At 72.9% G+C, this 25,519-nt stretch carries 21 protein-coding genes, 1 rRNA gene and 3 pseudogenes; 20 read left to right on the plus strand and 5 right to left on the minus strand.

The window, feature by feature from the left end:
- Nucleotides 1–88 (plus strand): 5S ribosomal RNA (gene rrf / locus BM290_RS21170); the annotation flags it as partial.
- Between the two features lie 122 nt (nt 89–210).
- Here rrf and BM290_RS48485 read toward each other — a convergent pair.
- Nucleotides 211–2,055 (minus strand): hypothetical protein, encoded by a 1,845-nt coding sequence (locus BM290_RS48485; protein ID WP_177319821.1) that lies wholly within the window; start codon nt 2,053–2,055, stop codon nt 211–213.
- On the opposite strand from BM290_RS48485, the gene BM290_RS21180 reads away from it, so the two are divergent.
- The 3 genes and pseudogenes from BM290_RS21180 to BM290_RS50715 all read left to right on the plus strand — a co-directional run bounded on the left by BM290_RS21180 (nt 2,005) and on the right by BM290_RS50715 (nt 4,181).
- Nucleotides 2,005–2,946, plus strand: a complete 942-nt coding sequence (locus BM290_RS21180) for a Replicase polyprotein 1ab (RefSeq protein ID WP_093616725.1) — start codon at nt 2,005–2,007, stop codon at nt 2,944–2,946. The genes BM290_RS48485 and BM290_RS21180 overlap by 51 nt on opposite strands.
- Nucleotides 2,943–3,758, plus strand: a pseudogene (locus BM290_RS49920) (HAD-IIA family hydrolase); the annotation flags it as partial. The gene BM290_RS21180 and the pseudogene BM290_RS49920, both read left to right, overlap by 4 nt.
- 174 nt (nt 3,759–3,932) lie before the next feature.
- Nucleotides 3,933–4,181 (plus strand): hypothetical protein, encoded by a 249-nt coding sequence (locus BM290_RS50715; RefSeq protein WP_280522847.1) that lies wholly within the window; start codon nt 3,933–3,935, stop codon nt 4,179–4,181.
- Between the two features lie 342 nt (nt 4,182–4,523).
- Here BM290_RS50715 and BM290_RS21190 read toward each other — a convergent pair whose 3' ends face one another.
- Nucleotides 4,524–4,823 carry a hypothetical protein gene (locus tag BM290_RS21190; RefSeq protein ID WP_093616727.1) on the minus strand — a complete coding sequence of 100 codons (300 nt, stop codon included), beginning with the start codon at nt 4,821–4,823 and terminating at the stop codon, nt 4,524–4,526.
- Nucleotides 4,824–4,968: 145 nt separating this feature from the next.
- Between BM290_RS21190 and BM290_RS21195 the strand changes: the two genes are divergently transcribed.
- Nucleotides 4,969–6,258: a methyl-accepting chemotaxis protein gene (locus tag BM290_RS21195; protein WP_093616729.1), complete on the plus strand. Its 1,290-nt coding sequence runs from the start codon at nt 4,969–4,971 to the stop codon at nt 6,256–6,258.
- Nucleotides 6,259–6,316: 58 nt separating this feature from the next.
- On the opposite strand, the gene BM290_RS21200 is transcribed toward BM290_RS21195, so the two are convergent.
- The gene (locus BM290_RS21200) at nt 6,317–6,640 is read right to left on the minus strand and encodes a sterol-binding protein (protein WP_093616731.1); all 324 of its coding nucleotides are present in this window, start codon (nt 6,638–6,640) and stop codon (nt 6,317–6,319) included.
- 96 nt (nt 6,641–6,736) lie between these two features.
- On the opposite strand from BM290_RS21200, the pseudogene BM290_RS49930 reads away from it, so the two are divergent.
- Nucleotides 6,737–7,234 (plus strand): annotated as a pseudogene (locus tag BM290_RS49930) (phasin family protein); the annotation flags it as partial.
- A gap of 182 nt (nt 7,235–7,416) precedes the next feature.
- Here BM290_RS49930 and BM290_RS51100 read toward each other — a convergent pair.
- Nucleotides 7,417–7,809, minus strand: a pseudogene (locus tag BM290_RS51100) (hypothetical protein); the annotation flags it as partial.
- A gap of 140 nt (nt 7,810–7,949) precedes the next feature.
- On the opposite strand from BM290_RS51100, the gene BM290_RS21215 reads away from it, so the two are divergent.
- The 12 genes from BM290_RS21215 (at nt 7,950) to BM290_RS21270 (ending at nt 22,352) form a co-directional block, all read left to right on the plus strand.
- Nucleotides 7,950–8,168, plus strand: a complete 219-nt coding sequence (locus tag BM290_RS21215) for a hypothetical protein (RefSeq protein ID WP_093616733.1) — start codon at nt 7,950–7,952, stop codon at nt 8,166–8,168.
- A gap of 26 nt (nt 8,169–8,194) precedes the next feature.
- Nucleotides 8,195–9,019, plus strand: coding sequence for a TlyA family RNA methyltransferase (locus BM290_RS21220; RefSeq protein ID WP_093616735.1), 825 nt, complete (start codon nt 8,195–8,197; stop codon nt 9,017–9,019).
- A complete protein-coding gene (locus tag BM290_RS21225; RefSeq protein ID WP_093616737.1) occupies nt 9,016–9,903 on the plus strand; it encodes an NAD kinase in 888 nt (295 codons plus the stop codon). The genes BM290_RS21220 and BM290_RS21225 overlap by 4 nt, the downstream gene beginning before the upstream one ends.
- A 51-nt stretch (nt 9,904–9,954) precedes the next feature.
- A complete protein-coding gene (recN, locus tag BM290_RS21230) occupies nt 9,955–11,712 on the plus strand; it encodes a DNA repair protein RecN (protein ID WP_093616739.1) in 1,758 nt (585 codons plus the stop codon).
- A 53-nt stretch (nt 11,713–11,765) separates the two neighbouring features.
- Complete coding sequence (gene steA / locus BM290_RS21235) at nt 11,766–12,959, plus strand: putative cytokinetic ring protein SteA (protein ID WP_177319857.1); 1,194 nt, start codon at nt 11,766–11,768, stop codon at nt 12,957–12,959.
- A gap of 7 nt (nt 12,960–12,966) precedes the next feature.
- Nucleotides 12,967–13,902 carry a copper transporter gene (locus BM290_RS21240; protein ID WP_093616741.1) on the plus strand — a complete coding sequence of 312 codons (936 nt, stop codon included), beginning with the start codon at nt 12,967–12,969 and terminating at the stop codon, nt 13,900–13,902.
- A 25-nt stretch (nt 13,903–13,927) separates the two neighbouring features.
- Nucleotides 13,928–14,761, plus strand: a complete 834-nt coding sequence (locus BM290_RS21245) for a hypothetical protein (protein WP_093616743.1) — start codon at nt 13,928–13,930, stop codon at nt 14,759–14,761.
- Nucleotides 14,758–16,344, plus strand: a complete 1,587-nt coding sequence (gene murJ / locus BM290_RS21250) for a murein biosynthesis integral membrane protein MurJ (RefSeq protein WP_093616745.1) — start codon at nt 14,758–14,760, stop codon at nt 16,342–16,344. The genes BM290_RS21245 and murJ overlap by 4 nt, the downstream gene beginning before the upstream one ends.
- Before the next feature lie 80 nt (nt 16,345–16,424).
- Nucleotides 16,425–17,537 carry a glycosyltransferase family 4 protein gene (locus tag BM290_RS21255; protein WP_239143973.1) on the plus strand — a complete coding sequence of 371 codons (1,113 nt, stop codon included), beginning with the start codon at nt 16,425–16,427 and terminating at the stop codon, nt 17,535–17,537.
- A gap of 284 nt (nt 17,538–17,821) precedes the next feature.
- Nucleotides 17,822–19,960 (plus strand): hypothetical protein, encoded by a 2,139-nt coding sequence (locus tag BM290_RS21260; protein ID WP_093617437.1) that lies wholly within the window; start codon nt 17,822–17,824, stop codon nt 19,958–19,960.
- Nucleotides 19,961–20,080: 120 nt separating this feature from the next.
- Nucleotides 20,081–21,775, plus strand: a complete 1,695-nt coding sequence (locus BM290_RS21265; protein WP_093616747.1) for a CTP synthase — start codon at nt 20,081–20,083, stop codon at nt 21,773–21,775.
- A gap of 1 nt (nt 21,776) precedes the next feature.
- Complete coding sequence (locus BM290_RS21270; RefSeq protein WP_093616749.1) at nt 21,777–22,352, plus strand: NUDIX domain-containing protein; 576 nt, start codon at nt 21,777–21,779, stop codon at nt 22,350–22,352.
- Between the two features lie 2 nt (nt 22,353–22,354).
- On the opposite strand, the gene BM290_RS21275 is transcribed toward BM290_RS21270, so the two are convergent.
- Nucleotides 22,355–23,521, minus strand: coding sequence for a macrolide family glycosyltransferase (locus BM290_RS21275; RefSeq protein ID WP_093616751.1), 1,167 nt, complete (start codon nt 23,519–23,521; stop codon nt 22,355–22,357).
- 112 nt (nt 23,522–23,633) lie between these two features.
- Here BM290_RS21275 and BM290_RS21280 point away from each other — a divergent pair, with 112 nt between their 5' ends.
- Both BM290_RS21280 and BM290_RS21285 read left to right on the plus strand, forming a co-directional pair.
- Nucleotides 23,634–24,266: a TetR/AcrR family transcriptional regulator gene (locus BM290_RS21280; protein WP_093616753.1), complete on the plus strand. Its 633-nt coding sequence runs from the start codon at nt 23,634–23,636 to the stop codon at nt 24,264–24,266.
- Nucleotides 24,267–24,270: 4 nt separating this feature from the next.
- Complete coding sequence (locus tag BM290_RS21285) at nt 24,271–25,518, plus strand: MFS transporter (protein ID WP_177319825.1); 1,248 nt, start codon at nt 24,271–24,273, stop codon at nt 25,516–25,518.
- Nucleotide 25,519: the final 1 nt, after the last annotated feature.

The raw sequence follows: 25,519 nt of genomic DNA on the forward strand, positions 1-25,519 counted from the left end.
CGGTTACATTCCGAACCCGGTAGCTAAGCCCTCCAGCGCCGATGGTACTGCACTCGGGAGGGTGTGGGAGAGTAGGACGCCGCCGGACTCAACGTGATCGGTCGAGGGCCGCCCCACTTCGGGGTCGGCCCTCGACTGCGTTTATGGGCAGATCCCCTAGTAACTTTGTGTGTCGAGAACAGCGTGTGTCGGAGCAGGGCCACTCGGGTCCTAGGTAGTCCGCCGCCGTACTGGAAGGAATGATCCGTGAGTACAGGACCGCAGGACGGCGGCTCCAACAACCGCGACGACGACCGTCGTTCCGGAGGCGGACGCGACGGCGACCGCGGCGGCTACCAGGGCGGTGACCGCGGCGGCGACCGGGGTGGCTTCCGTGGCGGCGACCGCGGCGGCTCCCGAGGTGGTTACCAGGGCGGTGGCGACCGCCGGGAGTTCCGGGGTGGCGACCGTGACCGTGGCGGCGACCGGGGCGGTTTCCGTGGTGGTGACCGTGACCGTGGCGGCTACCAGGGTGGCGGCGACCGGGGCGGCTTCCGTGGTGGCGACCGTCCCTCGGGCGGTGGCTTCCGCAGCGACGACCGGGGCGGGTTCCGTGGTGGTGACCGCGACCGTGGCGTCGAGCGCGGCGGGTTCCGCGGTGGGGACCGTGACCGTGGCGGCTACCAGGGTGGCGGCTCCGGCGGCGGCTTCCGTGGCGGCTCGCAGGGTGGTGGCGACCGCGGCGGGTTCCGTGGTGGCGACCGTGACCGTGGCGGCTACCAGGGCGGTGGTGACCGTGGCGGGTTCCGCGGCGGTGACCGTGACCGTGGTGGTTACCAGGGCGGTGGTGACCGTGGCGGGTTCCGTGGCGGCTCGCAGGGTGGCGGTGACCGCGGTGGGTTCCGTGGTGGTGACCGTGACCGTGGTGGTTACCAGGGTGGTGGCGACCGTGGCGGGTTCCGTGCGGGCTCGCAGGGTGGTGGCGACCGTGGTGGATTCCGCGGTGGCGACCGTGACCGTGGCGGCTATCAGGGTGGCGGCTCCGGCGGCGGGTTCCGTGGCGGTGACCGTGACCGTGGTGGTTACCAGGGCGGTGGCGACCGCGGAGGGTTCCGTGGTGGCGACTCGCGTGGTGGGGACCGTCCGGGCTACCAGGGCGGTGGCGACCGCGGCGGGTTCCGCGGTGGCGACCGTGACCGTGGCGGCTACCAGGGTGGTGGCTCCGGCGGCGGCTTCCGTGGCGGCTCGCAGGGTGGCGACCGCGGTGGATTCCGCGGTGGCGACCGTGACCGTGGTGGTTACCAGGGTGGCGGCTCCGGCGGCGGGTTCCGTGGCGGTGACCGTGACCGCAGTGGCCCCCGGGAGAGCTTCCAGGGCGGCGATCGGGGCGGGTTCCGCGGTGGTGACCGTGACCGTGGTGGTTACCAGGGCGGTGGCGACCGCGGTGGATTCCGTGGTGGCGACTCGCGTGGTGGCGACCGTCCGCAGGGTGGTGGCTTCCGTGGGGACCGGGACCGGTCCTTCGGCGACCGTCCCCGTCAGGACCGGCCGTATGGTGACCGTCCGCAGCGCAGCGACCGGCCCGGTGGGGACCGTGGCGGGTTCCGCGGTGGCGACCGCGACCGTGGCGGCTACCAGGGCGGTGGCTCCGGCGGCGGGTTCCGTGGCGGTGACCGTGACCGTGGTGGTTACCAGGGCGGTGGCGACCGCGGTGGGTTCCGTGGCGGTGACCGTGACCGTGGCGGCTACCAGGGTGGCGGCGATCGTGGCGGCTACCAGGGCGGCGACCGTGGTGGGTACCAGGGTGGTGGCGACCGTGGCGGGTTCCGGGGCGACCGGGACGACCGTGGCGGGTTCCGGCAGGACCGGGACCGGGACGCGCGGCCGCAGGACGAGGCCGGCAAGCCCGCGTTCGAGGCTCCGGAGATCCCCGAGGAGATCACCGCGAACGACCTCGACCAGGAGGTTCGCGCCGAGCTGCTGAGCCTGGCGCGGGACGTCGCCGACAAGGTCGCGCGGCACCTGGTGGCGGCCGGTCAGATCATCGACGAGGACTCCGAGCTGGCACTCAACCACGCCATCGCGGCCCGTCGTCTCGCGTCGCGGATCGCCGTGGTGCGGGAGGCCGTCGGCCTGGCTGCGTACGCGGCCGGGGACTGGACGACCGCGATCGCCGAGCTGCGCACCTACCACCGGATGACCGGCCGGCAGACGCACCTGGCCGAGCTGGCCGACTGCGAGCGGGCACTCGGCCGTCCGGAGCGGGCGATCGACCTGTTCCGTGGCGCCGACGTGGCCAACCTGGAGAAGGCCGGCGCGATCGAGCTGCTGATCGTGGCCGCCGGCGCCCGCGGTGACCTGGGCCAGCACGACGCCGCCGTGGCGATGCTGCAGGTCAAGGAACTGACCGGTGACGACGACGCCGAGTGGGCGGCCCGCCTGCGGTACGCCTACGCCGACGCTCTGCTCGCGGCCGGCCGTCGTGAGGAGGCCCGGGAGTGGTTCGCCCGGACCGCCGCGGTCGACGAGGAGCAGGTCACCGACGCCGCTGAGCGGCTGCTCGAACTCGACGGCGTCACCATCGAGGGTGACGACGCCGACGAGGACGAGGAGGAGGGCGCCGAGGCGTCCGCGACCGGCCGTGACTCGTCGGACGGCGACCGTGAGTCCGACGACCGGGACGACCGGGATGGCGACCTCGATGACGACGAGGAAGAGTACGACGACGAAGACGACTTCGAGGACGAGGACGAGGACGGCGTCGACGGTGACGACGAGTCGGTGGACGTCGCGGACACCGATGTGAACACCGACGGTCTCGGTGACGAGGACGAGAAGGGCGCGCCGGCGGTCAGCGACTCCCTGGAGAAGCCAGCCGGCAATGACGCCGGGGACGACGCCGTGACCGAGCCGGCCGACAAGGACGGCGACGACAAGGCTGACGCCGAGGAGAAGCCGAAGGCGTGAGCGACCACCTTGCCGGCGGCTACGACTTGGTCGTCTTCGACCTGGACGGCGTCGTCTTCCTGATCGACAAGCCGATCCCGGGCGCGGCCGGGGCGATCGACCGGCTGCGCTCCGGCGCCACGCCGATCGCGTTCGCCACGAACAACGCGTCCCGGCGGGCGGCGGACGTGGCGGCGTTGCTGACCGGCATGGGTGTGAACGCGGAGCCGGCCGAGGTGCTGACCTCGGCCGGCGCCGCGGCGGCGCTGCTCGCGGAACGGCTGCCGGCCGGTGCGCCGGTTCTGGTGGTCGGTGCGGAGGCGCTGCGCGCCGAGGTCCGCGACGCGGGCCTCACCCCGGTCGGCACGGCGGAGGACGAGCCGGTCGCGGTGGTTCAGGGGTACGGTCCGGAGGTCGGCTGGAAGATCCTGGCCGAGGCGACGCTCGCGGTCCGGGCCGGCGCGGCCTGGTACGCGACGAACACCGACCGCACCCTGCCCAGCCCCCGTGGCCCGCTGCCCGGCAACGGCTCGCTCGTCGCGGTGCTGCGCACGGCCCTCGGCCGGGATCCGGACGTGGTCGTCGGCAAGCCGCAGCCGGGCCTGTTCCGGACGGCGGCCGCCCAGTCGCGGGCGCAGCGTCCGCTGGCCGTCGGCGACCGGCTGGACACCGACATCCAGGGCGCGGTGACCGCCGGCATGGACAGTCTGCTGGTCCTGACCGGTGTCAGCGGACCGGCCGACCTGCTGGCCGCCCCCGCGGACCGTCGCCCCACCTACGTGGCGGCCGACCTGTCGGCGCTGTTCCGCCCGGCCGGCGAATCACGCCTCCCGGCCGTCGGAGATGAGGCACGCCCTGGCGATGCGGCGCGTCTGCCGGTCTCGGGTGTGGAGTCGGGTTCCGGTGATGGGGCGCGTCTGCCGGTTTCGGGTGTGGAGTCGGGTTCCGGTGATGGGGCGCGTCTGCCGGTTTCGGGGGTGGAGTCGGGTTCCGGTGATGGGGCGCGCGTGCCGGTCTCGGAGGTAGGGGCGGGGCTGGGCGTTTCGGGGGACGAGGTCCCCTGGACCGAGCTCGGTGGGTGGCGGCTGACCCGGGACGCGGACCGGGTGACGCTGGACGGCTCCGGCTCTCCGGTCGACGCTCTGCGGCTGCTCTGCTCGGCCACCTGGACCGGTGTTGCGACCAGCGCCATCACCGGGGGCTCCGATGAAGCCCGTGAGCTTGTGAAGTCCTGGAATCTTCCCGAGGCCACCTGAGCGTCGGCGGGCACGAACCTTCTCGGGTTCCGGTGACGGCCTTCGGGCTGCTCCGGGACCGTACTACCGGCAACGACGGCCCCGGCCGCCGCCTCCGATCGGGGGCGGTGACCGGGGCCGTCTGCTGTCGGTGCCGGTGGTCGGCGGGGCGTCGTGGCCGGTGAGTGGGCAGCCGGCCCGGCGGGCGCGCTGCGGTCCGGAGGCCGGCGGACGTCGCGGGGACAGGCAGGGGAGGTGTGGTGCGGTTGGGGGCGGCCGACGGCGTACCACCGCGGGGTTGGGAAAGGCGAACCACCGGGAGCGCGATGGCGGGCGGGAGTGTCGCCTTCGTCGCGGAAGGGGTCAGCGGTGGATCCGGGTCAGGTCGGCCAGGAAATGACCGGCGCTGTGGGCGGCCGCGTCGATCGGCGGGGTCGTGGGGGCGCCGGCCGGGTGCGGGATGGCGGCCGGCGGCGCGAAGTGGTGGCGTCGCGGGGGCAGCGGCGCGTTCATGTCGATGTGCAGGAGGGCGTCGACGAAGGCGAGGATGGGGGTGGACATCCAGTCGAAGTCGGGCACGGCGACCTGTTCGGCGCGCTCGTGGACGTCGGCACTGGTCAGCGTGGCGTCGAAGCGCGGGAGGCCGGGACGGGTACGGAACATGGTCCCTCCCTGATCGGGGCCGGCACGGCCGCCGGCCGATGGGTTCCCTGCCTCCATCGTGGCACCGTTCGTGGCGGAACGGGCCTGCCTTACGTGTTTTGCCCGTGCGGGTCAAGCGGGGCCGTTCACGGTCGATGAGGGGAATGTGAGCTCACTGACATTGCCCCGCGGCGCCCGGCTGTCCGACGCGTCCTGGCAGGCCCGGCACCGGATCGTGAGCCGGCTGCTGTGGTTCCATGTGCCGGTCTTCCTGATCATCGGCATCCTCGGGCCGCGGACGGCGTGGGAGGCGGTCGGCTTCACCGCGGGTGTCGCCGTCTGGGCCGCGCTGGCGGGGCTCGTGCCCGCGACCAATCGCAAGGCGCGGGCCAGCCATGTCAGCGTCGGGCTGATCGCGTGCACGCTCGTGGCGATCGAGATCACCGGCGGGGAGATGGCCACCCACATCCACCTGTACGCGGTGCTGATCTTCGTGGCGCTGTACCAGCAGTGGGCGCCGCTGGTGTCGGCGATCGTCGTGGTCGTCGTGCACCACGGTGTGCTCGGGCTGGTGGCACCGGAACGGGTGTTCGGCGAACATCACATGGGCATCGGCCCGGCCCTCGGCATGGTCGCCGTGCACGCCGGGCTCCTCACCCTCGAGGTGGCCGGCATCGTGGTCTTCTGGCACTTCGCCGAACAGGCCGAACGCGAGAACGAGGTGCTCGCCCAGGAGGCCGAGGACGCCCGCCGCGAGGTCGAACGGGCCGAGCACGAAGCCCAGGAACGGGCCGCCGAGGAGCTGCGCCTGCGGTCCGAGGAGGCGGCCGCGCAGGCCCGCCGGATCACCGCCGAGGTCGCCCAGATCAGCGGCGAGGCACACACCGCGATCACCGCGGTCGCCGCCGTCGACCGGGAGCTGGCGGCGCTCACCGCATCGGTGCGCGACATCGCGGAACGGTCCGCGCAGGCCGCCGGGACCGCCTCCACCGGCAAGGACGCGGCCGCGTCGGCCGGGCAGAAGGTACGGCAGCTGGAGAAGTCGGTCGGGGAGATCGCCGACGTGAACGCGATCATCGCGTCGCTGGCCGAGCAGACGAACCTGCTCGCCCTGAACGCCACCATCGAGGCGGCCCGCGCCGGTGAGCTGGGCAAGGGCTTCGCTGTCGTCGCCGGCGAGGTCAAGGACCTGGCCCGGGAGACGGCCGTCTCGGTGGAGAAGGTCAACCAGGTGATCACCGCGATCGTGGCGGAGACCGGTGACGTGGCGCACACCTTCGCCTCGACCACCGGGGCCGTCGACGACATCCACGAGCTGCAGCTCAACATCGCGTCCTCGGTGGAGGAACAGGCGGCCGTGCTGGCCGAGGTGACCACCCAGCTGTCCGCGGCGACGGCCGCGGCCGATCAGGTGCTCGCCGGCCTGGAGACACTCTCCGCGACGACCGACCGCTGATCTTTGAACTGACCCGCCGGTTGCGCCCGTATCCCCGGGCGCAACCGGTCCGGTCGTTCTAGAGGAGCTTACGGAGCTTGAGCAGGTCGAACGGGTTCGCCCGGATGGCGGTGACCATCCGGGACAGCTCCAGCTTGCCGGCCACCAGGTCGAGCAGCTCGTCGCTCGTGGTGACCAGGGCGATCTTCGCCTTCGGGTCGTCGCCGTCGGTGATGTCGACGAGGCGGCCGCCGGTGATCCGCCCGTGGAACGCGGCGCCCAGGTCGGTCAGGCGGCAGGCGAGCGTGCGATCCAGGTCGAGTTTTCCGCGGGCCTCGGCGTTGGTCTCCAACCGGGCGGCGAGGTCGTGCAGTGCTCGGCGGCACTCGTCCAAGGTGGCCATAGGACCATCCTCCCTCACGACACCGGCACGGTACCCCAGGAGTTTCCCGGAGGTGCCCGGTAGCGTGGCACCCGACGCGGCGAGAGGAGGCGAGACATGCCGGACGCATGGCGGGCTTATCTGGACCTGGCACTCGGCTTGACGGAGGCACCCCGGAAGAAGGCGCAACAGGTCGCCGGGGAGCTGCTCAACCGAGGTGGCGCCACGGCGGCGCAGGTGCAGGGCCTGGTGGAGGACCTGCTGTCGGCGGGTATCGCCAATCGTGAGGCGCTGACCAACATCGTGCGCTACGAGGTGGACCGGGCACTCGGACGGGTGGGGTTGGCCACCGCCGAGGAGGTGTCCGACCTCACGGCCAAGGTGCATCACCTGGAGCGGCAGTTGCGGCAGGCCCGGGCCGGCGCGCCCGGGAGCGTTGACTCCGAGGTGCCGGATGCGCCGGTACCGGATGCGCCGGTGGCGCCGGTGGCCCGGCCGGTCAAGAAAGCGGTGGCCAAGAAAGCGGTGAAGGCCAAGCCGAACGCCATGCCGGCGGCGGGGACGGAGCGGGCGGCGGTGCCGGCCAACGCGGCTTCCGCTCCGGCGGCTGCTCCTGTCGTCCCGGATGCGGCCCCGGTGGCCTCTGCTGCGCCGGTCAAGCGGGCACCCGGAAAGCGGGCTGCGGCTCCTGCCAAGAGCGCCCCGGTCAAGGGCGCGCCGGTCAAGGGCGCGCCGGTCAAGGGCGCCCCGGTCAAGAGTGCGCCGGTCAAGGGTGCGCCGGTCAAGGACGCCCCGGTCAAGAGCGCCCCGGCCAAGAGCGCGCCCGTCAAGCGGGCACCCGCCAAGCGGACGTTGGCCGGGAGTGGTCCGGCCGAGAGTGCGCCGGTCAAGAGGGCGCCGCGGAAGGCTGCCGGGCCGGCCGCCGAGGTTGCCGGGACGCCGGCCGTCGCGGCTGTGGAGACGCCGGAGGCCGCGCCGGTCGTGGTGCCGGTCGAGACGCCGGCTGCTGTCGCGCCGGTCTTCGTCGAGCCGGTGGCGGCTGCTGTCGCGCCGGTCGAGAAGGCGGTGGCCAAGCGGGCTCCGGCCAGGAAGGCCGTTGCGGAGAAGGCGCCGGCGAAGAAGGCCGTGGCCGGGCAGGCGACGCCTCGCCGGAGTGGTGCGGCCACGGCCGCCGAGCCGCAGAAGGGCACCGGCCGGAAGGCTGCCTCGCCGCGTAAGGATGCCGGGCCGCGCAAGGCTGCGAACCCGCGAAAGGCGGCGCAGGTGCCGGCGCAGTCGACGCCGGCGTCGGAGACGGTCAGCCGGACCGAGAGCTCGGAGGCCTGAGGTCGTGACGTATCCCCAGCCCGGCCCGCGTCCCGGGCCGCCTCCGGGTGGTCTTCCGCCGGCGGTGTCCTCTCCCGGCGGGGAGGACACCGGTCACCCGGCCGTGGACGCGGTGCTACGGTCGCTCGCCAACGCCGCGCGGTTGGCCCCGGCCGAGCAGATCGCCGAGTTCGAGGCCGCGCATCAGGTGCTCCAGGAAACCCTGGCCGGCATCGACCGCTGAACGACCGTACAAAATAAAGGAACGTGATGGCCCGCCGTGCGCGTCTCGACGCCGAGCTCGTCCGACGCAAGCTCGCCCGCTCCCGGGAGCAGGCCGCCGCGCTCGTCGCGGCCGGTCGTGTGCAGGTGCGCGGCACCGCCGCGCTGAAGGTCGCCGCGATGGTCGACCCGGCCGACCCGATCGTGGTGACCGGGGACGACCCGAAGGACGAGTACGTGTCGCGGGGCGGCCACAAGCTGGCCGGCGCGCTGGCGGCGTTCCGGCCCGGCGGGCTGGCCGTCGCCGGGCGCCGCTGCCTGGACGCGGGCGCCTCCACCGGCGGGTTCACCGACGTGCTGCTGCGCGCCGGGGCCCGGCAGGTGGTGGCGGTGGATGTGGGGTACGGCCAGCTGGCCTGGCCGATCCGCAACGACGACCGGGTGGTGGTGCAGGAGCGCACCAACGTCCGGTCGATCACCGCCGAGTCGATCGGTGGCCCGGTCGACCTGACCGTCGCGGATCTGTCGTTCATCTCGTTGCGGCTGGTCCTGCCGGCGTTGACGGCGTGCACCGGACTGGACGGTGATCTGGCGCTGATGGTGAAGCCGCAGTTCGAGGTCGGCAAGGAGAAGGTCGGCTCGGGTGGTGTGGTCCGTGACTGGCGGCTGCGCGCCGAGGCGGTGCTGGACGTGGCGTCGGCCGCGGCCGGGCTGGGCCTGGGGGTGGCCGATGTGACCGCCAGTCCGCTGCCCGGCCCGAGCGGCAACGTGGAGTTCTTCGTGTGGTTCCGGCGGGATGCCCCGCCGGCCGATCCGGTGAGGATCGAAGCTGTCGTCGAAGCTGGACCCGTTCCCCTGCTGGAGGAGAAATGACGCGCTCGGCCCTGCTGGTGACGCACACCGGGCGCCGGCAGAGTACGCAGCACGCCCGCGCGGTGGCGCTGGACCTGATCGCCGCCGGTTTCGAGGTCCGGGTGATCGCCGAGGAGATCGACGACCTGGAGCTGCCCCCGGGGGTGGAGCCGGTGGTCGGGCCGGACGCGGCCGAGGGGGTGGAGATCGTGCTGGCGCTCGGCGGTGACGGCACCATCCTGCGGGCCGCCGATCTGGCCCGGCCGGCGAAGGCGCCGCTGCTCGGGATCAACCTGGGCAAGGTCGGGTTCCTCGCGGAGACCGAGATCGACCACATCGACCACGCGGTCGCCGAGGTGGTGAGCGGTGACTACACCGTCGACGAGCGGCTGACGCTGGACGTGCGGGCGGAGTACGACGGCCGCCTGATCGCCGAGTCGTGGGCGCTCAACGAGGTGACCGTGGAGAAGGGCCAGCGGGCCCAGATGCTCGAGCTGATGGTGGATGTGGACGGGCGGCCACTGTCCCGCTACGGCTGCGACGGTGTGGTGTGCGCCACACCGACGGGGTCGACGGCGTACGCGTTCTCGGCCGGCGGCCCGGTCGTCTGGCCCGAGGTGGAGGCGCTGCTGCTGGTGCCGATCAGTGCCCACGCGCTGTTCTCGAAGCCGCTGGTGACCGCGCCGACGTCGACTTTCGTGCTGACGGTCGACCCGTACACGTCCTTTGCGGTGTTGTGCTGCGACGGTCGCCGGACCTGGGACCTGCCGCCCGGCTCGCAGGTGACGGTCGAACGGGGCCGGCTCCCGGTCCGGCTGGTCCGGCTGGCGCCGCGGCCGTTCACCGACACGTTGGTGGCGAAGTTCGGTCTGCCGGTCGTCGGCTGGCGCGGGAATCGACGCTGATCAGACCAAGGCCGTTGGGCAATTGTCGGGGGCTCCCGATACTGTCTGGCTGTGCTGGAGGAACTGCGCATCACCGGGCTCGGCGTCATCGACGACACGACGCTGCGGCTCACGTCGGGAATGAATGTGATCACCGGCGAGACCGGCGCCGGTAAGACGATGGTGGTGACCGGTCTCGGACTACTCTTCGGTGGCCGGGCCGACGCCGGCCGGGTCCGGGCCGACCCGGGCCGGGCCGTGGTCGAGGGCCGGCTCAAGCTGCGCGGCACGCTCGGCGACGCGGTGCGGACCCGGATCACCGACGCCGGCGGCGAGGCCGACGACGACGGCTCGATCCTGCTCAGCCGCACGGTGACGGCCGAGGGCCGGTCCCGGGCGCACGTCGGTGGCCGCAGCATGCCGGTGTCGACGCTGAGCGAGCTGGGCGAGCAGGTGCTGGCCGTGCACGGCCAGTCCGACCAGCTGCGCCTGCTGCGCCCGTCGGAGCAGCGGTCCGCGCTCGACCGGTTCGCCGGCCCGGAGCACGAGAAGCTGATCGACTCCTACAAGGAGGCGTTCGGCCGGTGGCGGGCCGTCGTGGAGGATCTGGCCGATCGGCGGCGCAACGCGCGGCAGCGCTCGCAGGAGGCCGATCTGCTCAAGCTCGGCCTCGACGAGATCACCCGGGTCGATCCGCAGCCCGGTGAGGACGACGATCTGCGTAACGAGGTGCAGCGGCTGGAGCACGCCGAGGGGCTGCGGGTCGCGGCCACCCTGGCGGCGCAGGCGCTGGCCGGTGGCGTGGAGGTCACCGACGAGACGCCCGACGCGACCCAGCTGCTCGGCCTGGCCCGGCGGACCCTGGAGGGCCAGTCGGCGGTCGACTCGTCGCTCGGCGATCTGGCGGCGCGCATCGAGGAGGCCGCCACCCTGGTGGGTGACGTGGCGTCGGAGCTGTCGGCCTACCTGAGCTCGCTCGACGCCGATCCGGCCCGGCTGGAGGCGATCTACGAGCGGCGGGCCGCGCTGCGGGCCCTGACCCGTAAGTACGCCGACGACGTCGACGGTGTGATCGCCTGGGCGGAGAACGCGCGGACCAAGCTGAGCCAGCTCGACTCGTCCGACGAGCTGCTCGAGGAGCTGGACAAGGAGCGGCAGCGGCTCGAGGCGACGGTCGGCGAGCTGGCCGGGCGGCTGACCGCGGCGCGGCGCGAGGCGGCCGGGCGGTTCTCCGAGGCGGTCAGCGTGGAGCTGGCCGGGTTGGCGATGCCGCATTCGCGGGTCGAGGTGGCGGTGCTCACCCGCGCGCCGTCGCGGGACGAGCCGGCGGTGACGGTGGACGGTGAGGCGCTGGCCGCCGGGCCGGACGGGGCCGACGAGGTGGAGATGCGGCTGCACGCCCATCCGGGGGCGCCCGCTCTGCCCCTGCAGAAGGGCGCGTCCGGTGGTGAGCTCTCCCGGGTGATGCTGGCCATCGAGGTGGTGTTCGCCGGCGCCGGTGGGCCGCCGACGCTGGTCTTCGACGAGGTCGACTCGGGTGTCGGCGGGACGGCGGCGGTGGAGATCGGGCGGCGGCTGGCGCGGCTCGCACGGACTCATCAGGTGCTGGTCGTGACGCATCTGCCGCAGGTCGCGGCCTTCGCCGATCGTCACCTGGTGGTGGCGAAAGACACCGGTGGGGCGATCACCACGAGTGGTGTGCGCATTGTGGAAGAAACCGAACGAGCCCGCGAATTGTCCCGGATGCTAGCTGGTCTGCCCGATTCCGACCTCGGCATTGCGCATGCCGAGGAGCTACTCTCCGTGGCCGCACGGGAGAAACGCGTCTGATAAAGGTGAGCTGGCGCATGTCGCGGGGGCCCCGGGTGCAGGGGCATGTCAGGATGGCCGGGATGCGACTTCCCATTCCCACCCTCCGCCGGACCAGGAGCGTCGACCCCGGTCCGGTCTCCGGCGTGGCCCGGCTGGATCGGCGGACCAAGCGCCTGACCGGCCGGCTGCGGCCCGGCGAGATCGCCGTGATCGATCACGTCGACCTGGACCGGGTCGCCGCCGACTCGCTCGTCGCGTCGGGGGTGATGGCGGTGCTCAACGCGAAGCCGTCGATCTCCGGGCGGTATCCCAATCTGGGGCCCGAGGTGCTGATCCAGGGCGGGGTGATCCTCGTCGACGACCTCGGCGAGGACGTGTTCGCCGGGCTGCGCGAGGGTCAGACGGTCAGCATCGAGGGCGGCGTGGTGCTGCTCGACGGCGAGCCGGTCGCCACCGGGGTCCGGCAGGACGCGGAGACCGTCGCCAAGTCGATGGCCGACGCCCGCGAGGGTCTGTCGGTGCAGCTCGAGGCGTTCGCCGCGAACACCATGGACTATCTGAAACAAGAGCGTGACCTGCTGCTCGACGGCGTCGGCGTGCCGGATGTGCAGACCCGGATCGGCGGGCGGCACGTGCTGATCGTGGTGCGTGGCTACGACTACAAGGAGGATCTCGAGGTCCTCCGGCCGTACATCCGGGAGTACAAACCGGTCCTGATCGGGGTCGACGGCGGCGCCGACGCGCTGGTGGAGAACGGCTACACGCCTGACATGATCATCGGTGACATGGACTCGGTCACCGACGACGTGCTGCGCTGCGGCGCCGAGATCGTCGTGCACGCCTATCCGGACGGCCGTGCTCCCGGGCTCAAGCGGGTGGAGAATCTGGGCGTCGACGCGCTGACCTTCCCGGCCGCGGCGACCAGTGAGGACCTGGCGATGCTGCTCGCCGACGAGAAGGGCGCGTCCCTGATCGTGGCCGTCGGCACGCATGCCAACCTGGTCGAGTTCCTCGACAAGGGGCGCGGCGGCATGGCGTCGACGTTCCTCACCCGGCTCAAGGTCGGTGGCAAGCTGGTCGACGCGAAAGGTGTGAGCCGGCTCTACCGGCAGAGCATCTCCGGGTCGGCGGTGCTGCTGCTGGTGCTGTCGGCGATCGCGGCGATGGCGTCGGCGGTCGCGGTGTCCACGGTGGGGAAGGCGTACCTCACCGTCGTGTCCGAGTGGTGGGACAATCTGCTCTTCCAGCTCGGCAATCTCTTCTGAGGGCGTTGTGATCAACTTCCGGTACCACGTGGTGTCGCTCACCGCGGTCTTCCTCGCGCTGGCGATCGGCCTGGTGGTCGGCACCGCGGCGCTCAACGGCCCGGTCTCGGAGAACCTCCGTAACAACCTGGAGGCGCTCAACAAGGACAACAACGTCCGCCGGGAGCAGGTCAACCAGCTCAACGAGGCGGTCAACCGCAACCAGGAGTTCGCCACCCAGATCGCGCCGGGCCTGCTCAGCGGCAAGCTGACCGGCCGCAAGGTCGCCGTGGTGGCGCTGCCGGGCACCGAGGAGCACACCGCGGGCGTCGTCAAGATGCTGACCGTGGCCGGGGCGACGGTCACCGCCCGGGTGCGGATGGAGGACAAGTTCTTCGACCCCGGCACGGTCAACGACCTGCTGTTCCTGGTCGACCAGCTGTCCCAGCCGAGCATCTCGGTGACCGGCCTGCCCCGCAACAGCGACGGCGTCGAGACGGCCAGCGCGCTGCTCGCCCTCGCCCTGCTGCAGAGCACGCCGAGCAGCCCCACCGCCGAGGACGTGACGGCGGTGCTGTCCGCGTTCACCCAGCCCGGCTACCTCACCGCCGAGGAGGGCGCGACCGGTGGCGCCGAGGCGATCGTGCTGGTCGCCGGCGTGCCGGCCACCGACAAGGACGCGGACAAGAAGAGCCGGTATGCGTTGACCATGGCCGACGTGTTCAGCAAGGCCCCGCGGATGCTGGTCGTCGCCGGTGACAACGCGGGTGACGGCAACCTGGTCGCCGGTATCCGCAACGACCCGGCCCTGGTGACCAGGATCTCCACCGTGGACAGTGTGAACACCGCGCAGGGGCAGGTCATCACCGCGCTGGTCACCATCGAGCGGCTGGTGCAGAACAAGGTCGGCCAGTACGGCCTGGGCGCGGGCGCCACCTCGATCGTGCCTTCGGCCGCCCCCTAGCCGGTCCGGTCTAGACTTTCCGGCCATGGCCTACCTCCGTTCCTCCGCCCTCGGCGCCCTCGTCGCACGCAGCGTGCTCGGCTGGGTCCGCCGCGATCCGCAGGCCCGTGAGCTGGAGCGGACCAACTTCCGGGGGCGGACGGTGACGCTCGCCGGCGGCCCGGCCCTCGCGGTCGGCGCCACCGTCGGCGCGGCCTCGGGCGCGGCCACCGGCCGCCTCGGCGCGGCGGCCGTGGTGGCCGGGGCGGTGAGCGGCGCGGTCGGCTTCTACGACGACGTCGCCGGCAACCGGCCCGAGCAGAAATCGGCGAAAGGCTTCGCCGGCCATCTGGGCGCGCTGCGCGAGGGGTTCGTCACCAGCGGCCTCGTCAAGATCGTCGGGGTCGGCGCGGCGGGTCTCGCGGCGTCCGCGCTGATCGGCAGCAGCCGCACCTCACGGTTCGGGCGCGGCGCCGACCTGCTGCTCGGCGCCGGGGTGATCGCCGGCACGGCCAACCTGATCAACCTGCTCGACCTGCGGCCCGGCCGCGCGCTCAAGGCCGGCGCGATCCTCGGGGCGCCGCTCGCGGTGGGCCGCAACGCGTCGATGACCGCGGGCACGCTCGGCGCGGGCGCCGCCCTGCTGCCGGACGACCTGGGCGAGGACATCATGCTCGGCGACGCCGGGGCCAACGCGCTCGGTGCCCTGCTCGGAGTGGCGTTCGTGGCCCGCAGCGGCACGGCGGGGCGGGCGGCGGCGCTCGCCGGGCTGGCCGCGCTGACCGCGGCCAGCGAGAAGGTCAGCTTCACCAAGGTCATCAAGGACACCCCGTGGCTGCGCGCCCTCGACGACCTCGGCCGCCGGCCACCTCACGCGTGACCCCGTCAACCGCTTCCCGGGGTACGGCGGGCCGGCTCGCCGGCGCGGCCGCGCTGATCTCGATCCTCACCATCGTGGCCAGGCTCGCCGGGTTCGGCCGGACCACGGTGTTCTTCTACACGGTCGGCGACGACGGGCTCGCCGACGTCTATCTGGCCACCAACCTGATCCCGAACATCGTCTTCGAGCTGGCCGCCGGTGGGGCGCTGGCCAGCCTGGTGGTGCCGCTGCTGGCCGGGGCGGTGGCGGCCGGCGACCGTGAGCGGGTCGATCGGGTGGCGTCCGCGCTGCTGTCCTGGGTGCTGGCGCTGACCGTGCCGCTGGCGCTGCTGGTGTTCCTGCTCGCCGGGCCGATCACCGGCCTGTTCGACGACATCCCGGCCGAGCATCGCGAGGTGGCGGCGCGGATGCTGCGGATCTTCGCGCCGCAGCTGCCGCTCTACGGCATCGGGATCGTGCTGACCGGTGTGCTTCAGGCACATCACCGGTTCGCCTGGCCGGTGATCGCCCCGCTGCTGTCCAGCGTGACCGTGATGAGCGCCTATGTGACGTACGCCGGGATCGACGGCGCCCGCACCGGCTTCGCCGGGCTGAGCCGGGCCGGGGAGCTGACCCTGTCGGTGGGCACCACCCTCGGCGTCGTCGCGCTCAGTCTCTGCCTGATCATCCCGGTGGCCCGGCTCGGCCTGCGGCTGCGGCCCACGTGGCGGTTCCCCGGCGACGAGGGCCGGCAGGCGGTGCGGCTCGGCTGGGCAGGTGCGGTCACGGTCGGCGCACAGCAGGTGGTGGCCGCGCTGATCGTGGTGCTGGCGGCCCGGCAGATGGCGCCCTACAGCGGCGCGCAGACCCTCTTCCTGCTGCCGTGGGCGGTGCTGGCGGTGCCGCTCGCCACCGCGGTGTACCCACGGCTGTCGGCGGCGGTGTCGGGCGGCGACGAGCCCGGCTACGCCGCGGCGCTCTCCGGCACCGCTCGCTCGGTGGTGCTGCTCGCCGGCCTGGGCACGGCGGGCCTGGCCGGCCTGGCGATCCCGATGACCGACCTGATGAACGTGCCGGGCGCGGTCCCCGGCGTGGTCGGGTTCGCTCCCGGGCTGCTCGGCTACGCGCTCTTCGCTCTGCTGTCCCGGGCGCTCTACGCTCGCGGCGCGACGGTGGCGGCCGCTGTCGCCTCGGCGGTGGGATGGCTCACCGCCGCCGTGGCAGTGATCGTCGTCACGACCGTACCCACTCCGGGTGGTGAAGTCCTCGGGCTCGGACTCGCCAACGCCGCCGGGATGACGGTGACCGGCCTCCTCCTGGTCGCCGCGGTGCGGCGGCATGCCGGCCCGGCCGCGCTGGCCGGCCTGAGCCGCGCCCTGATCGCGGCGGTGACCGCGGCAGCCGTCGCCGGGCTCGCCGGGTGGGGCGCGGTGACCGGTCTGCGGTCGTCCGTCTGGCCGACCCCGGGCGTGCTGGGCAGCCTCGTTGAAGGCATGCTGGGCGGTGTGGCGGTCGCCGCGGTGTTCGTCGCGGTCGCCTTCGTGCTGGACCGGCGTGACCTCGGGCCGCTGGCCGGCACGGTGGGCAGACGTCTCCGCAGGTGAGCCGGCGGCTGCCGGGCATGCAGGTGAGCCGGCGGCCGCCGGGGGATGACGGTTCGAAGCAGAGTGAGGGGTCAACGGTCGTGAGCAGCGACGGGGAGTGGTGCGGCTCGGTCGTGCTGGTGGTGGCGTCCAGTACCGGCGGGATCGGCCAGCACGTCGCCTCCCTCGCCCGCGGCCTGGTCGCCGCGGGCTGCCGGGTGCTGGTGTGCGGGCCGTCGGCGGTCGACCAGCACTTCGGGTTCACGGCGAACGGCATCGAGTTCGCGCCGGTGGAGATCCCGGCCGACCCCGGCCCGCAGGACTCCGGCGCGATCCGGCAGCTGCGCCGGGCGATCGCCGGCCGTGACGCCGAGGTGATCCACGCGCACGGGCTGCGGGCGGCCTTCGTCGCCTCGGTCGCGCGGACCGGTGTGCCCCTGGTCGTCACCTGGCACAACGCGGTCCTCGCCCGCGGTCTGAAAGGCCAGGCCGGGGCTCTGCTGGAGCGGATCGTGGCCCGCAACGCCATGCTGACCCTGGGCGCCTCCGACGACCTGGTGCAGCGGGCCCTGACGCTCGGCGCCCGCAAGGCACGGCTCGGCCCCGTCGCGACACCCCAGCTGGCGGCGCCGAAACGCAGCAGGTCGGCGGTGCGTGCCGAGTTCGGGCTGCGCGGCGACACCCCGCTGATCCTGTCGGTCGGCCGGCTGCACCCGCAGAAACACCACGACCTGCTGATCGACGGCGCGGCCCGCTGGCGTGACCTGCGCCCCGCCCCGGTCGTCGTGATCGCCGGCTCCGGCCCCAGCTACATGCCGCTGGCGCAACGGGCGTCGATGCTGCATGCGCCGGTGCACCTGCTCGGGCACCGTACCGACGTGCCGGACCTGCTGCTCGGCGCCGACCTCGCGGTGATCACCAGCGACTGGGAGGCGCGGCAGCTGTTCGCGCAGGAGGCGCTGCACGCCGGGGTGCCGCTCGTCACCACAGCGGTCGGCGGGCTGCCCGGCCTGGTCGGGGACGCCGCGGTGCAGATCCCGCCGAACGACCTGGACGCCCTCGACGAGGCGGTCCGGCGGCTGCTCGGCGACCCGGCGCTGCGTGCCGACTATGCGGCTCGCGGGCCGCGGCGGGCCGCCACCTGGCCGACCGAGGCCGACGTGGTCGCGGACGTGCGGTCGGCTTACGCAGAGGTCGCGGCGGTCCGCCGGTGACCGTGGAACCGGAACCGGGCAGATCCGATCCCGAACAGCCGGACGCCGCCCCTCGGAACACCGACGAATCGGGCCCGGCGACCCCTGCGTCGGTCTCGGTCGAGCCGGCCGGGGGCGCGCAGGATGCCGCTGTGCCGAGTGCGGTGGCGGCCGGGTCCGGTAAGGGCCGGCCCTCCCTCGTGGTGAAGGGGGAGACGCCGCGGACCCTGCTCGACCGGCTGCGGCGGGTGCGGCCGCCCGGCACCCCGCGCCGCCCGCTCGTCGGCGCCTGGGTGCCCTATCTGATGGTGGCGCTGGTCGCGGCGGCCAGCCTGGCGGTCCTCGCGATCCGGCCCGCCGAGCGGCAGCGCGGCGGCGACGCCGACTACGTGGTCGTCGCGGCCGCGGCCGGGCTGCGCTGGGAGGACCTCGATCCGCAGCGCACCCCGGCGCTCTGGCAGGAGGCGTCGCGCGGCTCGGTGGGCTGGCTGTCGGTGCGGTCGGCGCACGAGGTGACCTGCCCGTCGGACGGCTGGCTGACGCTGGGCGCCGGCAACTACGCGGCCTGGGACACCAGGGACGTCACCGGCCGCTGCCCGGCCGCCGAGCCCCGGCTGGACCGGCCGGACGGCATCGGCGCCAACGTGCCCGAGCTGCCCACGGTGGTCCGGACCAATCAGGACCGGCTGCCGTACGGCACCACGCCCGGCGCCCTGGCCGAGTCGTTGCGCTGCACGGTCGCCGTCGGCCCGGGCGCGGCGATCGCGGCGGCCCGCCCGTTCGGGCGGGTGGACCGTTACGTCCCGGAGCTTCCGCCGGACCCGGCCACCCTGCTCAGCGACTGCGTCCTGAGCATCGTCGACCTCGGCACGATCACCGGGGACGGGGCGGCGCGTCGGGCGCTGGTGGAGGCTGCCGACCGTACCCTCGCCCGGGTCCTTGCCGCTCGGCCCCCGCGCTCGCTGATGCTGATCGCCGGGCCGGCCGACACGGAGGCCGCTTCCCGCCTGCACGTCGCGATCGCCGAGGGGCCCGGCTGGGAGGGCGGCCGGCTGACGTCGGCCGGCACCGGCCGGGAAGGCTACCTGCAACTGGTCGACCTGGCGCCGACCGTGCTGGCGGCGCTCGGCGAGCCGGTGCCGGAGAAGCTGTTCGCCGGGTACACCGCGTCGATCGCGCCGGGCCGTACCGCCGATCCGGCGCTGGCCATGCAGGGCGCGCAGGACGCCGACCGGCGGGCGATCGCCCAGCGGGGGGTCGCGGAGATCTTCTTCACGGTGCTGGCGATCCTGCAAGCGGTTCTTTTCGTGGCGGTGATCCCGGTGCTGGTCCGGGCCCGCCGGCACGCCGGGCCGCTGGGTCCGCCGCTGCCGCCGCGCCGGTTGGTCGATCTGGCCGAGGCGGCGCTGCTGGCGGGTGGGCTGGCGATCCCGGCCGCGTTGCTCGCCGACGTCGTGCCGTGGTGGAGCAGCCCTCATCCGGCGTGGATGTTCGGGTCGGCGACGGCGGCGTTGATGATTCTCGGCACGCTGCTGATCCGGCTGGCGCCGCGCTATCCCCGGACGCTGTGGCCGATGGCCGCGGCCGCCGCGATCGGTGTGCTGGTGGTGGCGGTCGATCTGGCGACCGGGGCGCGCCTGCAGCTGAACGGGGTGGCCGGCTACTCGGCGGTGCACGGGGTCCGCTACGCCGGTCTCGGCGGGGTCGGCCTGGGTGTGTTCGTGGCCGGGCTGTTCCTGCTGGCCGGTGCGCTGGCGCAGTGGGTGACCAGACGCTGGCGGCCGCTGGTGATGGTGACCTTCGGCGGGCTGGGGGTGGTGATGGTCGGCAGCGGGCACCTGGGCGCGGACCCGGTCGGCGCGATCGCGGTGACGGCCGGGGCGTGCGTGGCGGCGGCGATCAGCACCGGCGGCTGGCTGACGTTCCCGCGGTTCGCCTGGGCGGCGCTGACCGGTGTTGTGGTGACCATCACTTTCGCGGTGCTCGATCTGCGGCGGGCGCCGTTGGAGCAGGGCACGCTGGGCCGGTTCCTGACGTCGCTGGCCGACGGCACGGCCGGGCCGGCGATGCAGCGGGCCGCCGCCGCGAACGGGGAGGCGCTGCTGGACAGCCCGCTCACCCTGCTGGCCCTGCTCGGCGCGGCGATGCTGGCGTTCTGCCAGTTCTCGCCGTGGGGCGGCCTGAATCGTGTCTACGGCCTGCATCCGGCGGTGCGGGCCGGTGTGGCCGGGACCGTGGTGGCGACGGTGATCGCCGGCGTGCTCGGCGGGACGGCGCTCGGCTCGGCGGGTGCGGCGGCGGCCGCGGCGGTGCCGGTGGCGGTGCTCACGGCGCTGCGGGTGCTGTTGCACGCGGCGGACCGGACGCCTCCACCGGGCGAGACGGACGGTCCCGGCGGCCCTCTACTACGTAAATCCGACGAAGGTCCGGTAACTGTGTCATGACACGCACGCCCACCAGCCCGAACGTGGAGGTCCTGGCAAACAGTGTTACGGTGAACTCCCGTGGATGGGGTCCTGCCCCGGCCGCAAGAACCGATGAAACGGCGACCACGGGAGCGGGCCTTGGCCTCAACAGTGCGCGACACGCGGCACATCTTCGTCACCGGGGGCGTCGCCTCCTCGCTGGGTAAGGGCCTCACCGCCTCCAGCCTCGGCAATCTGCTCACCGCCCGCGGTCTCCGCGTCGTGATGCAGAAGCTGGACCCCTACCTGAACGTCGACCCGGGAACGATGAACCCGTTCCAGCACGGTGAGGTCTTCGTCACCGAGGACGGGGCGGAGACCGACCTCGACGTCGGGCACTACGAGCGCTTCCTCGACCGTGACCTGTCCGGCAAGGCGAACGTGACGACCGGCCAGGTCTACTCGGCGGTCATCGCCCGGGAGCGGCGCGGTGAGTACCTGGGCGACACCGTGCAGGTCATCCCGCACATCACCAACGAGATCAAGAGCCGCATCTTCGCGATGGCCGACCCGGACGAGAACGGCAACGTCCCGGATGTGGTGATCACCGAGGTCGGCGGCACGGTCGGCGACATGGAGTCGCTGCCGTTCCTGGAGGCGATCCGCCAGGTCCGCCACGAGGTCGGCCGCGATCACGTCTTCTACCTGCACGTGTCGCTGGTGCCCTACCTGGCGCCGTCGGGTGAGCTGAAGACCAAGCCCACCCAGCACTCGGTGGCCGCGCTGCGCAACATCGGTATCCAGCCGGACGCCCTGATCTGCCGCAGTGACCGGGAGATCCCGGAGAAGATGAAGCACAAGCTGGCGCTCTACTGCGACGTCGACGTCGAGGCGGTCATCGCCTGCCCGGACGCGCCGAGCATCTACGACATCCCGAAGGTGCTGCACGACGAGGGCCTCGACGCGTACGTGGTGCGCCGTCTCGGCCTGTCCTTCCGTGACGTGAACTGGAAGACCTGGAACGACCTGCTGGAGCGGGTGCACCACCCGAAGCGGACGATCACGATCGCGCTGGTCGGCAAGTATGTCGACCTGCCCGACGCGTACCTGTCGGTGAGCGAGGCGATCCGGGCCGCCGGTTTCGGCAACACCGTGAAGATCCAGCTCCGGTGGGTGCCGAGTGACGACTGTGTGACCCCGGCCGGTGCGGCGGCCGCGCTGAAGGGTGTCGACGGCATCGTCATCCCGGGTGGCTTCGGGGTCCGCGGGATCGAGGGCAAGGTCAACACCTCGCGGTACGCCCGGGAGAACAAGATCCCGATCCTCGGCCTCTGTCTCGGCCTGCAGTGCATGACCATCGACGCCGCCCGCAACCTGGCCGGTCTGGCCGGCGCCAACTCGGTCGAGTTCGACGAGAAGGCCGGTTACCCGGTCATCTCGACGATGGCCGACCAGGAGGACATCGTGGCGGGCAAGGGCGACCTGGGCGGCACCATGCGGCTCGGCGCCTACCCGGCGAAGCTCAAGGAGGGCTCCATCGTCGCCGAGGTGTACGGCACGACGGTGATCTCCGAGCGCCACCGGCACCGCTACGAGGTGAACAACGACTTCCGCGACAAGCTGGCGCAGTCCGGTCTGGTGTTCTCCGGCACGTCCCCGGACGGCCGGCTCGTCGAGTTCATCGAGCTGGACCGGGAGGTCCACCCGTACTTCGTGGCGACCCAGGCGCACCCGGAGCTGAAGAGCCGCCCGACCCGGCCGCACCCGCTCTTCGACGGTCTGGTCAAGGCGGCCATCGCCTACGCGTCGGCGGACGAGCTGCCGGTCGAGATCGACGTGACCGAGGCCTCCTGACATGGGGTTCGCCCATCGGACGGTCTCCCGGGCCGAGCGATACCACGGCGCGATCTTCTCGGTCTACACCGACGAGGTGACGATGTCGGACGGCAGCACCGCGGCCCGCGACGTGGTGGAGAACCGCGGCGCCGTCGTCGTGGTCGCGCTCGACGAGCAGGACCGCGTGGTGCTGATCAAGCAGTACCGGCACCCGGTCGGCCGGCACCTGTGGGAGCTGCCGGCCGGGCTGCGTGACGTGGCCGGCGAGGACCCGGCGGTGACCGCGGCCCGGGAGTTGGCCGAGGAGGTGGATCTCGCGGCCGGCCGGATCGAGCCGCTGATCGACCTGCACACCTCGCCCGGTTTCGCCGACGAGGCGGTCCGGGTCTTCCTCGCCCGTGACCTGGCGCCGGTGCCCGAGGCGGACCGTCACGAGCGGACCGCCGAGGAGGCCGACCTGGAGGTCCGCCGGGTCGGCCTCGACGAGTGCGTCGCCATGGTCTTCCGTGGGGAGATCACCAACGCGGCCGCGGTCGCCGGGATCCTGGCCGCGGCTCGTGCCCGCGACACCGGCTGGACGATCCTGCCGGGCTGACATCACGCCGCGGCGTTCTCGATGAGCGTCGCGGCGTACTCCGCGCCGCTGGAATCGCGCAGCTCCCGGCTCACGGCGGCGCTCGCCCGGTGGACCTCCGGGTCGCCGATCAGCTGCAGGAACGTCTCCCGCAGCCGCTGCGCGCTGACGTCGGTGCCGACCCGCCTGGCCACGCCCAGCTCGACCAGCCGGTCGGCGTTGCCGAACTGGTCGGCGGCCTGCGGCGCGACGAGCATCGGCGTGCCGCAGTAGAGCCCCTCCACCGATCCACCCATGCCGCCGTGGGTGAGGAACGCGTCGGCCTGCCGCAGGATCCGCAGCTGCGGCACCCAGCGGTGGACCTCGACCGTCGCCGGCACCGGGCCGAGCGCCGCCTCGTCGACGTGTCTGCCGATCTGCAGCACGGTGTGCCAGCCCGGCAGATCACCGAAAGCCTCGACGCAGCGCCGGTAGAACTCCGGGTGGTCGGTGAACGTGGACCCGAGGGAGACGAGCAGCACGCCGTCAGCCTCGGCGGGCCTGGCCCAGTCGCCCTGGTCGGCGCGGTCGCCGAGGATCGGGCCGGCGAACCGGAAGACACTCTCGTCGACCCGTTCAGCATGCGGCTGCATGGCCCGTGGAATGAGGACCAGCCCCCGGTCGGGTCGCCCCTGGAAGGCCGCGCTGTCGGTGACCGACGACTTCTCGGCGGTGAGCCACCGTTCGAAACGGTCGTAGTAGGCGGCGCCGCGTGGATCGGCGCGCATCTGCTCGATCATCGGCGTCAGCTCCTGCTCGTAGCCGTCCCAGGCGACGAACGTGGGGGAGACCTGCATCGACGGGATGCCCCACTGCTCGGCCAGCAGACGGGCCGGCGCCCCGGCGATGTCGTAGAGGAACAGGTCGGGCCGGTCGTCGGCATAGGCGTCGCGCAGCTGCGGGAGCATCGCGATCGCGTCGTCCAGGAAGAGCGTCAGATGGTCGATCATGTCGCCGCCCCAGTCGTCGCCGGCCGGGAGCGCCGATCGGTAGGGCCTCATCTCGGCGCCGGTCGCCTCGATCGCCGTGGCCCACGAAGGGTCGTTGGCGTAGGTGACCCGATGGCCGCGGGCGACCAGCTCCCGGACGACCTCGATGCTCGGGTTGACGTGCCCGGGGAACGGGATGCTGACCATGGCGATGTGCGGCACGGGGACCTCCGGGGCGCTCGGCTCTGCTCCATAAGACGAGACGTAGCGTCTCGCTTCGACCGGCCGATGTCAAGACGAGACGTTTCGTCTCGCTTCCTGGTAGGCTCGCGCCATGCCCGATGCCGCCCGGCGCAGCGAGCGCTCCCGCAACGCGATCCTGCAGGCCGCCATGGACCTGCTCCAGGAGAAGGGCTATGCCGACCTCACCGTCGAGGGCATCGCCGCCCGCGCCGGCGTCGGAAAGCAGACGATCTACCGCTGGTGGGGCGGGCGTGGCCCGGTCGTTCTCGATGCTCTGGTCGAGAAGCACTCCGGCTCCGGCGGCCCACCCGCGCTGCCCGACACCGGCGATCTCGAGGCGGATCTGAGGCCCGTCATCCGGGCCATCGTCGCCGAGCTGGCCGACGACCGGCTCTCGGCCACCACCCGGGCCCTCACCATCGAGACGCTGTCCAGTGAGGATTTCGCCGGCCGGATGCGTGACCGGCTGCTGCGACCACAACTCGACACCGTGAAGAACCGGCTGCGGTCGGCCCGCGCCGCCGGCCAGGTGCGTGCCGGCGTCGATCTCGACCAGGCCGTCGAGCTGCTGATCGGGCCGATGTATCACCGCTGGATGATGCGGACCGGGCCGCTCACCGAGGAGTATGCGGACGGGATCCTCGAGCTGGCGATGGCGGCTCTGCGCCCCGGGGCGGCTGATCGGCCGGGTGCGCCGCCGACAGCCTCGAGTGATCTCATGTAGGGCGATGAGACATCCACGGGGAACTATCGGAAAAATCCTGCCACCACCCGGACTGCCGCGTACCCTGGCGGTCCAGTCCCTCGTCTACGCCGTCGGCAACGGGGCCTTCCTCACCGGAAGCGTCGTCTTCTTCAGCCTCTACGTGGGGCTGACACCCGTACAGATCGGGATCGGGCTCTCCGCCGCCGGGTTCGTCGGCCTGGTCGGGTCGATGCCGTTCGGTCACCTCGCCGACCGGATCGGCGGGCAACGCGCCTGGGTGATCGGGGCGATCGCCGAGTCGGCGGCGTTCGCGGCCTATCCACTGGCCGACGGGTTCGTGCCGTTCCTGCTGGTGATCTGTGCGCAGACGGCGGCCGAGGCGTTCGCCAACGCGGGCCGGGTCGTCTACACCGCGGCGGCCGTGCCCAGAGAGGGCCGGGTCCGGGTGATGGCGTTCACCCGCGCCTACCTCAACGTCGGCTTCACCGTCGGCTCCGGTGTCGGCGCCGCCGCGCTCGCCCTCGACAGCCGGCCCGGCCTGCTCGTCCTGGTGCTCGCGGCCGCCGGGGGCATCGCCGTCAACGCGTTCTTCGTCGCCCGGATGCCGGCCGTCGACCCGCCGGTCCGTGACGAGGGGCCACGGCCCAGCCCGTGGGGGGTGCTGCGCGACCATCCGTACACTGCGTCCGCCGTGCTGATCGGTGTCCTCTGGCTGCACGGCACCGTCTGGGCCGAGGTCCTGCCACTGTGGGCGATCACCATGACCGACGCGCCGAAACCGGTGCTCGGGGCGCTTGTCGCGCTCAACACGGTGATGGCGGTGCTGCTGCAGGTGCGGGCCGCCCGCAGCGCCGACACCCTGCACGGCGCGACCCGTCTGCTGCGGTGGTCGGCGCTCGCCGCGGCCGTCGCCTGCCCGGTCGTGGCGCTCAGCGGGCGGACCCACGGATGGGTGACCGTCGCCGTGCTCGCCGCCGCTGTCGCGATGCTCACCGGCACCGAGCTGTGGCTGTCGTCGGCACAGTGGTATCTCAACACCGAGGTGCCGCCCGCTGACCAGCGCGGCGCCTACACCGGGTTCGGCAAGTCCGTCGGTGGGCTGAGCAAGATGATCGGCCCGGCCGGCTTCACGGTTCTCGCCATCCAGACCGGCGGATGGGGGTGGTGGGTGATCGCCGGCGTCTTCCTGCTGTGCGCGGCGGCCTGTGGTCCGGTGATCCGGTGGATCGAGCGGACTCCGCGCAACGTGGCGGCGGCCGTCTCGGTCTGAG

This window comes from Actinoplanes philippinensis (assembly GCF_900113015.1).
In the GTDB taxonomy this organism is placed as follows: Bacteria; Actinomycetota; Actinomycetes; order Mycobacteriales; family Micromonosporaceae; genus Actinoplanes; species Actinoplanes philippinensis.

Excerpts from the sequence above, each read along its gene's own strand:
- BM290_RS21245 (WP_093616743.1), top strand. The coding sequence starts at position 13,928 with ATGGCCTACCTCCGTTCCTCCGCCCTCGGCGCCCTCGTCGCACGCAGC.
- BM290_RS21225 (WP_093616737.1), top strand. The coding sequence starts at position 9,016 with ATGACGCGCTCGGCCCTGCTGGTGACGCACACCGGGCGCCGGCAGAGT.
- BM290_RS21200 (WP_093616731.1), bottom strand. The coding sequence starts at position 6,640 with ATGGCCACCTTGGACGAGTGCCGCCGAGCACTGCACGACCTCGCCGCC.
- BM290_RS21280 (WP_093616753.1), top strand. The coding sequence starts at position 23,634 with ATGCCCGATGCCGCCCGGCGCAGCGAGCGCTCCCGCAACGCGATCCTG.
- BM290_RS21190 (WP_093616727.1), bottom strand. The coding sequence starts at position 4,823 with ATGTTCCGTACCCGTCCCGGCCTCCCGCGCTTCGACGCCACGCTGACC.
- steA (WP_177319857.1), top strand. The coding sequence starts at position 11,766 with ATGGCCGGGATGCGACTTCCCATTCCCACCCTCCGCCGGACCAGGAGC.
- BM290_RS21285 (WP_177319825.1), top strand. The coding sequence starts at position 24,271 with ATGAGACATCCACGGGGAACTATCGGAAAAATCCTGCCACCACCCGGA.
- BM290_RS21220 (WP_093616735.1), top strand. The coding sequence starts at position 8,195 with ATGGCCCGCCGTGCGCGTCTCGACGCCGAGCTCGTCCGACGCAAGCTC.
- BM290_RS21260 (WP_093617437.1), top strand. The coding sequence starts at position 17,822 with ATGGTGGCGCTGGTCGCGGCGGCCAGCCTGGCGGTCCTCGCGATCCGG.
- BM290_RS21270 (WP_093616749.1), top strand. The coding sequence starts at position 21,777 with ATGGGGTTCGCCCATCGGACGGTCTCCCGGGCCGAGCGATACCACGGC.